The following is an 8,560-nucleotide window of genomic DNA, read 5'->3' as shown; positions in this document are numbered from 1 at the left end:
CCCCAGCATGCCGCCGCCCGCGGTCACGACCGTGCCGCAGGCCGCCCCGCTCAATGCGGCCGTGCCCGGACAGGGCGTGCTGTCGCTGACCGCGAAATACGGCAAGGATTCTCCGGCGATCACCAGTGGCCTGGTCTGGCGCGTGTTTGCCGACCGTCCCGATGAGAACGGCACCTTCAAGCTGATCCGCGAGGACCGAAGCGCCACGCCCAATATCGTGCTGCCGCCCGGCAATTACGTCGTGCACGTCGCCTTCGGCCTCGTCAGCGCGGTGCGCACCGTCAGCCTGAAGGCCGAGACCGACCGCGAGTCCTTCGTGCTCCCGGCCGGGGGCCTGCGGATCGAGGGCCGGGTCGGCACCAGCCGCATTCCGCAGAACCAGATCTCGTTCGCGATCTACAAGGGCAGCCAGTTCGAATCCGGCGAGCGTGCCTCCTTGGTGCCGAACGTCGCCGCCGGCGACGTCGTGCTGCTGCCGGAGGGCACCTACTACATCATCTCCAACTATGGCGACGCCAATTCGGTGGTGCGCTCCGACATCCGCGTCCAGGCCAGCAAGCTCACCGACGTCACCATCACCCACCGCGCAGCCGTGATCACGCTCAAGCTGGTCAGCGACAGGGGCGGCGAGGCGCTCGCCAACACCGCCTGGTCGGTGCTGACCCCGGGCGGCGACGTCATCAAGGAATCGATCGGCGCCTTCCCGCGCGTCGTGCTCTCCGAAGGCGAATACCGCGCCATCGCCAAGAACGAGGGCAAGGTCTACGAGCGCGGATTCAACGTCGTCAACGGCGTCGACGGCGAGGTGGAAGTCGTCGCGCGCTAAGGCCGTCGCGCGCTAAGGTCCTGGCGGCGGTGCCGCCCGCAACCTGACACCGACCTGACGTCCGGCACGGCAATTCTCATCGAGCGCACGAACGTGCATCTCCTGTTACCGTCGCATGCGTCGTGGGGACTGGTAAGCAAAATGCTCACCCCCATCACCCCCTGTGTTCTGCTTTGAATACTGCAAGCGCCAGCAGATTGCCTCCTGGGGCCGAGGCAAACACCGCTGGCGAAAGCTTATTCCCGCACCCCCGCCGTCCTCATCACAGCGGTGCAAGAGACGAATTTCCGATCATCAATTTTATTCTCTTTCCACTCCGCTGGGTTATATGTCGGGCATCCGTCTAATGGGGGAGGCCGGAGCAGGGGCTTGGATGCCTTTGCCAGACCGGCAAGGAGCAGGGGACCAAGCTCGTCGGCATGTTCGAAGTGATCCTCACCAGGCGCAAGCGGTTTGGCTGGCGATGGCAGGTGTGCGACCAGTCCGGCAAGATCTTTGCCGACGGTTTCGAGCGCACCCGGCCCTCCGCCAAATATCATGGCGAGCGCGCGTTGTTCTTCCTGTTGTCGCAGGCCTATTTGCGCAACCGCTCCGCCGCGTCCAGCGAAGACTAGCGGCGCGCACAGCTCCATCCGGCTACAAGCTCCACCTCAGATATCGACGACCAGTTTGCCCTTGGCGGCGTGATCCCTGATCAGGGCATAGGCGTCGTCGACGTTCTCCAGCGTAAAGCGCCTGGCGTCGAGCAGCGGCACGAGCTTGCCGGCCTCGGCGAGGCGCGTGGCCTCCGCCATGATCTCTCCATGATGCGCGCGGCCTTCGCCCGACAGCAGCGGCAGCAGCGTGAACACGCCTGAATAGGTGGCTGCCCGGAATGACAGCGGCGCAAGCGCATGCGTGCCCCAGCCGAGCGCGCTCACCACATGGCCGAAGCGGCGCACCGCTTCGAAGGAAGCGTCGAGCACCTTGCCGCCGACGGTGTCGTAGACGATGTCGAAGCCGCGGCCGCCGGTGTTCTGCGCCACGCAGGCTTCGACCGAACTGTCGCGGTCGATGAATACGGCGCCGAAACTTTCGATGGTGGCGCGCTGCGACGGCGAACCGGTTGCGAACACCTCCGCTCCGAAGGCGCGCGCGATCTGGATCGCGACATGACCGACGCCGCCCGCACCGCCATGAATCAATACCTTCTGGCCCGCCTTCAACGCCGCCCGATCGATCAGGCCTTCCCAGGCCGTGATGACGATCAGCGGCAGCGCGGCGGCTTCCCGCATGCTGAGATTGGCAGGCTTCAATGCGAGGAGATCGGCATCGACCGCGGCGAATTCGGCGAGCGATCCCTGTACGCCGCCGACGCCACCGGTCATCCCGTAGACCTCGTCGCCCGGCTTGAACCGCGAGACCTCGCGCCCGGCCAGCTCGACCACGCCGGCGAGATCGATGCCGAGAATTGCCGGCAGCGGGTGGCGCGCATGCGCCGCGGCGCCGGCCTGGATCTTGGTGTCGAGCGGATTGACCGCGCTTGCGCGCACCCGCACCAGCACGTCGTGCGGGCCGATCTCGGGCGTGGAGATGGTTGAGAGGCGCAAGGGAGCGTTGTGGGTCTCCAGGACATTTGCGCGCATCGTCGATTGTCTCGTCATGATCGTCTTGCTCCGTGATCGGCTCAATATGCCCATGAAATTTTGCATGAGAAGGAACAAGGTTGTACAATCGTCATACATTTCTGTATGGCAGGAATCCTGATGGACTGGAGTGATCTGCGCATCTTCCTGGCAATTGCGCGCGAAGGCACGCTCGGCGCTGCCGCACGAAAAATCGGCCAGACCCAGCCGACGATGGGCCGGCGGCTTCGCGCGCTCGAGACGTCGCTGGGACAGACGCTGTTACAGCGCACGGCGGATGGCCTGGTGCTGACCGACGAGGGCGCCGCCGTGCTCCGCCATGCCGAGCGGATCGAGGACGAGGCGCTCGCGCTGGAGCGCCATGTGTCCGGTGCGGAGACGCAGCTCGACGGCCTGCTCCGCCTGTCATCGTCGGACTGGTTCGGGACGGTGATGCTGTCGCCGGTGATCGCCGCATTCGGCAAGCGTCACCCCAAGGTGACGGTGGAGCTTCTGACCGATGCGCGGCTCTACAGCCTGCCGCGGCGTGAAGCCGATCTCGTGTTTCGCATCAAGCCGTTCAGCGAGCCCGAGGTGATCTCCAGAAAGCTGATGCACATTCCCTACGCGCTCTATGGCAAGAGGGGCAGCAAGCCGCCGCGCGCCGGCGACGGCAGCGCTGTCCGCGTCGTGACGATGAATGCCGAGTTCGCCGACATGCCGGACGCCGTCTGGCTGAAGCGCGCGCTGCCGAATGCAGCCGTCGCCTCGCGCAGCAACAACAGGCAGGTGCAGGCCGAGCTTTGCGCGAGCGGCGGCGGCTTTGCCGTGCTGCCGCGTCCGCTCGGCGACCGCGACCGCCGCCTGGTCGCGCTCGACATCGGAACGGCGCCGCCCGGCCGCGACACCTATGTCGGTTATCACCGCGATCTCAGGCGGCTCGCCCGTCTGCGCGCGCTGCTCGATATCGTGATCGAACGTCTCGCCGGCGCGGCTCCGTAGGCGGCACGGCGCCGTAGGGTGGGCAAAGCGACTTGTCCGCCGTAGCTCGGAGAGCGAAGGCGGAAGCGTGCCCACGATTGGCCCGAGTGGAGAGAGATGGTGTGCACGGCGCTTTGCGCCTTTGCACCCTACGAACGCGTTCCCACGAGCCCTTGCGTTGCCCGACGGGCAAAACACCCGAGCCGTGGGTCAATCCGTGTCATCAAAAATATTCCACTTTACCGAATTTCGGAAACGGCGTATGCATCGCTCAACCCGGCCCAAGGAAGAGGGGCGTATCGCGATCGTCACGAACGCGGGCCGGGCGGCGGTGGACGCAGGTGACATCGGCGCGAAGTGCTTTCGCAGGGCGGAGAGCCGTGAGCGAAAGTATCGCGCACACGACCGGTGTGATCGGCGTACGGCAAAATCGTGTGGTCCTGGCGCCCGGGGTCTGTGCGCCAAGTCTTGTGGTGATGGATGTCGTCCAACCGGACGCATCCGCCAGCCATCCGCAAGGCGACGGGGGCAATAGCGCAACGCTCCCCGGGGAGAGCACGACATAAGCCGTAAAGCCACTGCGCAGGGAAGGCCGGGCTGTCCTGGCTACACCTGTATGCCGCTGTGCAGTTTCTTGTTACGCAGAATTCGCACAGTGGACCGCGGGTGCCAGCCGGCGCCCGGTCTTCCCTGCGCCCTCTTTCAAGAAGAGGGTGAAGCGATCAAGCAAAGCTCGGGCGAGATGCGCCGCGAGGATGCGATCCCATGTCAGTCATTTATCAACGCGCTCGTGCCCCGGACGCTGCGCAGCACGGAGTGATGCGCTGCAGAGCCGGGGCCCATGCATCAGCGAGTGCTGCGGCCTGCTGGGTCCCGGCTCTGCGCAGCAGCGTAAGAACGCTGCAGCGCGTCCGGGACACGAGAGAGCCGGAAGCTGCTACTTCACACGCCGTCATTACGAGGAGCTCTTGCGATGAAGCAATCCAGACTGTCTCCGCGGCGGCAGCCTGGATTGCTTCGCTGCGCTCGCAATGACGACTCTCGTGCCCCGGACGCAGCGCAGCGCTTCTTCAGCGGTGCGCTGCAGAGCCGGGGCCCATGTTGCAGCACGTGCTGTGGCTTGCTGGGTCCCGGCTCTGCGCCGCAACGCGAAGGGCGTTGCAGCGCGTGCGGGACACGAGAGACGCGGGCCCGAACTTCGAACGCACACCCGGACGCATCGCCTTCGCACGACCGTCATAGTCTCTAACGCGCACTAACCAACACCCGACTTAAAACTGTCATAATCGCCGAATGGAACCCGCGCCTGCAGCCTTTTTACATGTCGTTAAGCGCAGCTGCATTGGATGCGCCGGGAAAGTGCGTTGGGGACTGCCATGAATGCCGCGAAGAAAGTGTCGGGAAAACCGGCCGCCGAAATGTTCGACGACATCCCGGTGCTTCAGCGCAAATGGCGTGCCGCACTGAAGCCGGGCGATCGGCTGCCGCGCTATGAGGACGTGATGCTCGGCAGTCTCGGACGGCTCGCCGATCACATCGCGCTGCTGAGGAACGACGGCACGCTCGAGCTGTCGCGCAGCGGACGCTACGTGCAGAAATGGCTCGGCGAGGAGCGCTGGGACATTCCCGTCGCCGAATTGTCGCCGGATTGCGCCACCGCACTGTCGGAAGCGGCGACGAGCGCGCTTGCCAATGGACGACCTTACCACGCCAGCGCGCATTGCGTGCGCGACGGCATGGTCCGGACCTACGATGTGCTGGCGCTGCCGACGGCCTCGCGCTGGGGCGCCACGCTGGTCGGCGCCTACATCAACGAGCGCGGCACGCAGTACAATCTGCTGGATGCGATTTTCGCCTCGACCGACGATGCGGTGATCTCGCTGGCGACGTTGCGCGACGCCGGCGGCAAGCCGTCCGATCTCCAGGTCGTGCACCACAACAACAGCGCAAGCGCGCTGCTGAAGGTCGCGAGCGGAGGTCTGTTGTGGCGGCGGATCGGCGAGGGCAACACGCTGCTGGCCTCGCCCGAGATCATGGGCTTCCTGCTCAAGGTCGTCGCGGGCGGCCGCGGCGAGCAGCTCGAGATCGAGAGCGACGGACGCCACCTCCGCCTCAGCGCCACGGCCTTCGCCGACGTGGTCTCGCTGACGATCTCCGATGTCACCGCGTTGAAGCGGCGCGACGCCTCGTTCCGCCTGCTGTTCGACAGCAACCCGATGCCGATGTGGGTGTTCGACGCGCAGACCAAGGAGTTCCTTGGCGTCAACGACGCCGCGGTCCAGCATTACGGCTACAGCCGCGCCACCTTCCTGCGCATGAAGCTGCACGAGATCTGGCCGGAAGACGAGTGGGACAGCCACGCCGAGGCGCTGGAGCGCGTTGGCGAAGCCTATCACTCCTCGCGCAACTGGCGGCATCTGCGCGCCGACGGCAGCGAGATCGAGGTGCTCACCTTCGGCCGCCGTGTCGCCTTCGACGATCGCGACGGCTATCTGGTCGCAGTGGTCGACATCACCGAACGCCGCAAGGCCGAGGCGCGCATCGCGCACATGGCCCACCATGACGGGCTCACCGACCTGCCGAATCGCGAATATTTCCGGGAGCGCCTGAAGCAGGCGCTGGAGCAGGCAGCGGGGAAACGGGTCGGCGTGCTCTACATCGATCTCGACCTGTTCAAGAACATCAACGATTCCTTCGGTCATCCCGTCGGCGACCGCCTGCTCAAGGACGTCGCCGAACGCCTGACCCTTGCCGTCCGCGGCGGCAATCTGGCGGCCCGGCTCGGCGGCGACGAATTCGCGGTGATCCTTGCCGCCGACGTCTCGCCGAACGAGGCCAGCGCCTGCGCTGGCCTGCTGATCGACATGCTGAAGGCACCCTACGATCTCGACGGTCAGGAGATGGTGATCGGCGCCAGCATCGGCATCGCGCTGTCGCCCGGCGACGGCACGACGCCGGAAGAGCTGATGCGCAATGCCGACATGGCGCTGTACCGGGCGAAGTCCGACGGCGGCGGCGTGCACCATTTCTTCGAGCGCGAGATGGACCTGCAGGCGCAGAAGCGCCGCGACATGGAGCTCGATCTGCGCCGTGCGTTCGCCAATGGCGAGTTCGAGCTGCACTATCAGCCGCTGGTGTCGATCGCCTCCGACCGCATCTCGGGCTTCGAGTCGCTGCTGCGCTGGCGCCATCCGGACAAGGGCATGATCTCGCCGGCGGAGTTCATCCCGGTTGCCGAGGACATCGGCCTCATCACGCAGTTAGGGGAGTGGGTCTTGCGCGAAGCCTGCGCCGAGGCCGTCAAATGGCCTGCCGACGTCAAGGTCGCGGTCAATCTGTCGCCGGCGCAATTCCGCAGCCGCAACCTGGTTCAAATCGTGATCTCGGCGCTGGCGCAGTCCGGCCTGTCGCCGCGGCGGCTCGAGCTCGAAATCACGGAGTCGGTCTTTCTAGCGGAGACTGATGCCAACCTTGCCATCCTGCACCAGCTCCGCGAGCTCGGCGTCGGCATCTCCATGGATGATTTCGGCACCGGCTATTCCAGCCTGAGCTATCTCAGGAGCTTTCCGTTCGACAAGATCAAGATCGACCGCTCCTTCGTCAAGGATCTGGCGCAGCGGCCCGATTGCAGCGCGATCGTGCGCGCGATCTCCGGGCTCGGCCGCAGCCTCAACATCACCACGACCGCGGAGGGCGTCGAGACCGAGGATCAGCTCGACTGGCTCCGCGCCGAAGGCTGCAACGAAGTGCAGGGCTTTCTGTTCAGCGCGGCGCGGCCTGCGGCCGAGATCGCAAAGCTGCTCGCCGATTTCGGTCAGCGCGCCTCACGGGCGGCGTAGCCCCTCGGGGTAGCAGTCGTAGACCAGCGCCTTGAAGGCGGGCGTGATGCGGCTGCGCTCGTTCTGGGTCTGCTGCATCATGAGGTAGATCATGTCGAGCTTGGGATCGACGCCGAAATAGGTGCCGCTCCCTGAGTCCCATTTCAGCTCGCCGAGCGAGCCCGGCGGCGGCGGTTTGGCGTTGCCCGGATCGGTCCGCACCGCAAGGCCATAGCCATAACCGAAGCCGTCGCCCGGAAAATAGAAATAGTCGCGTCCGACGCCGGAGCCGGGCCCGATATGATCGGTCGTCATCCCCTTGAACGCGGCAGGGCTCAGGTAACGCTTGCCCTCGAACTCGCCGCCGTTGAGCAGCATCTGCGAGAAGCGCTGATAGTCGGTAATGGTCGAGAGCAGGCCGCCGCCGCCGGACTGCCATTCGGGATGATCGAGGCGGTCTCGCTCGGCGGCGAGCAGGATGAAATCGTTCGGCAGCGGCCGCGCCATCCGGGCGAGCTCGTCCTCGGTCGCCAGCGCGAATTTGGTGCTGCTCATGCCGAGCGGATCGAAGATGCGCTGCTTCAGGAACTGATACAGCGTCTGGCCCGAGATGATCTCGATGACGCTGCCGAGCACGTCGGTGGAATGGCCGTAGCGCCACAGCGTTCCCGGCTGCCGCGCCAGCGGCAGCTTGGCGATGCGGTCGGCGAATTCGCGGTTGTTGAATTGGCCCTCGAAGATGTTGGCGGCCTTGTAGGCCTGCTCGACCCATTTGCCGCCGATATAATCGTAGCTGATGCCCGAGGTGTGCCGCAGCAAATCCTCGATGTTGACGGGGCGGACCGGCGGCACGAGATCGAGCTCCAGCTTGCCGTCGGGCAGGGTGACTTCGAGGCCGACCTTGGTGTCGGCAAACAGGGGAACGTATTTCGACACGGGGTCGGTGAGGGCGAGCTTGCCCTCGTCGATCAGCATCATCGCACCAAGGCAGGTGATCGGCTTGGTCATCGAGTGGATCGCGAAGATCGTGTCCGGCGTCATCGCAAGACTGGTCCTGACGTCGCGCACGCCAAACGTCTTCTGATAGACCGGCTTGCCGTGCTGCTGCACCAGGATCACGGCGCCCGGCAACCGGCCGCTTCCCACCTCGTTGTCGAAATACGAAGTGATGCGATCCAGCCCCTCGGACGACGGGGCGGGGATGTCGGCGGCGCGGCTTCGTGCCATCGTGCCGGCGAGCAGCGCGGCCCCGACCAGAAAATCACGACGCTTCATACCGGCTTCCTCCCTGGCCGGGATGAAAGCCGCAAGACGCCAGAGGCGTCAACAAG

General features: G+C 65.4%; 6 protein-coding genes. 4 read left to right on the top strand and 2 right to left on the bottom strand.

Going from position 1 to position 8,560, the window contains the following annotated elements:
- Positions 1–826, top strand: an 826-nt coding sequence (locus tag XI03_RS30610; protein WP_271594192.1) for a hypothetical protein, incomplete at its 5' end; no start/stop codon positions are given.
- 419 nt (positions 827–1,245) lie between these two features.
- Positions 1,246–1,440 carry a hypothetical protein gene (locus tag XI03_RS30605; protein WP_018322145.1) on the top strand — a complete coding sequence of 65 codons (195 nt, stop codon included), beginning with the start codon at positions 1,246–1,248 and terminating at the stop codon, positions 1,438–1,440.
- Positions 1,441–1,476: 36 nt separating this feature from the next.
- Here XI03_RS30605 and XI03_RS30600 read toward each other — a convergent pair whose 3' ends face one another.
- The gene (locus tag XI03_RS30600) at positions 1,477–2,469 is read right to left on the bottom strand and encodes a zinc-dependent alcohol dehydrogenase family protein (RefSeq protein ID WP_271594191.1); all 993 of its coding nucleotides are present in this window, start codon (positions 2,467–2,469) and stop codon (positions 1,477–1,479) included.
- Positions 2,470–2,571: 102 nt separating this feature from the next.
- Between XI03_RS30600 and XI03_RS30595 the strand changes: the two genes are divergently transcribed.
- Positions 2,572–3,432 (top strand): LysR family transcriptional regulator, encoded by an 861-nt coding sequence (locus XI03_RS30595; RefSeq protein WP_271594190.1) that lies wholly within the window; start codon positions 2,572–2,574, stop codon positions 3,430–3,432.
- Positions 3,433–4,787: 1,355 nt separating this feature from the next.
- Positions 4,788–7,250 (top strand): putative bifunctional diguanylate cyclase/phosphodiesterase, encoded by a 2,463-nt coding sequence (locus tag XI03_RS30590; protein WP_271594189.1) that lies wholly within the window; start codon positions 4,788–4,790, stop codon positions 7,248–7,250.
- On the opposite strand, the gene XI03_RS30585 is transcribed toward XI03_RS30590, so the two are convergent.
- Positions 7,236–8,504 (bottom strand): serine hydrolase domain-containing protein, encoded by a 1,269-nt coding sequence (locus XI03_RS30585; protein ID WP_271594188.1) that lies wholly within the window; start codon positions 8,502–8,504, stop codon positions 7,236–7,238. The two genes, XI03_RS30590 and XI03_RS30585, sit on opposite strands and share 15 nt — an antisense overlap.
- Positions 8,505–8,560 lie beyond the last annotated feature (56 nt).

The organism is Bradyrhizobium sp. CCBAU 65884 (assembly GCF_028128835.1).
GTDB classification, from domain to species: Bacteria; Pseudomonadota; Alphaproteobacteria; order Rhizobiales; family Xanthobacteraceae; genus Bradyrhizobium; species Bradyrhizobium ottawaense.
Note: the sequence above shows the minus strand (reverse complement) of the source record. Positions and strands in the feature narration are given on the sequence as shown.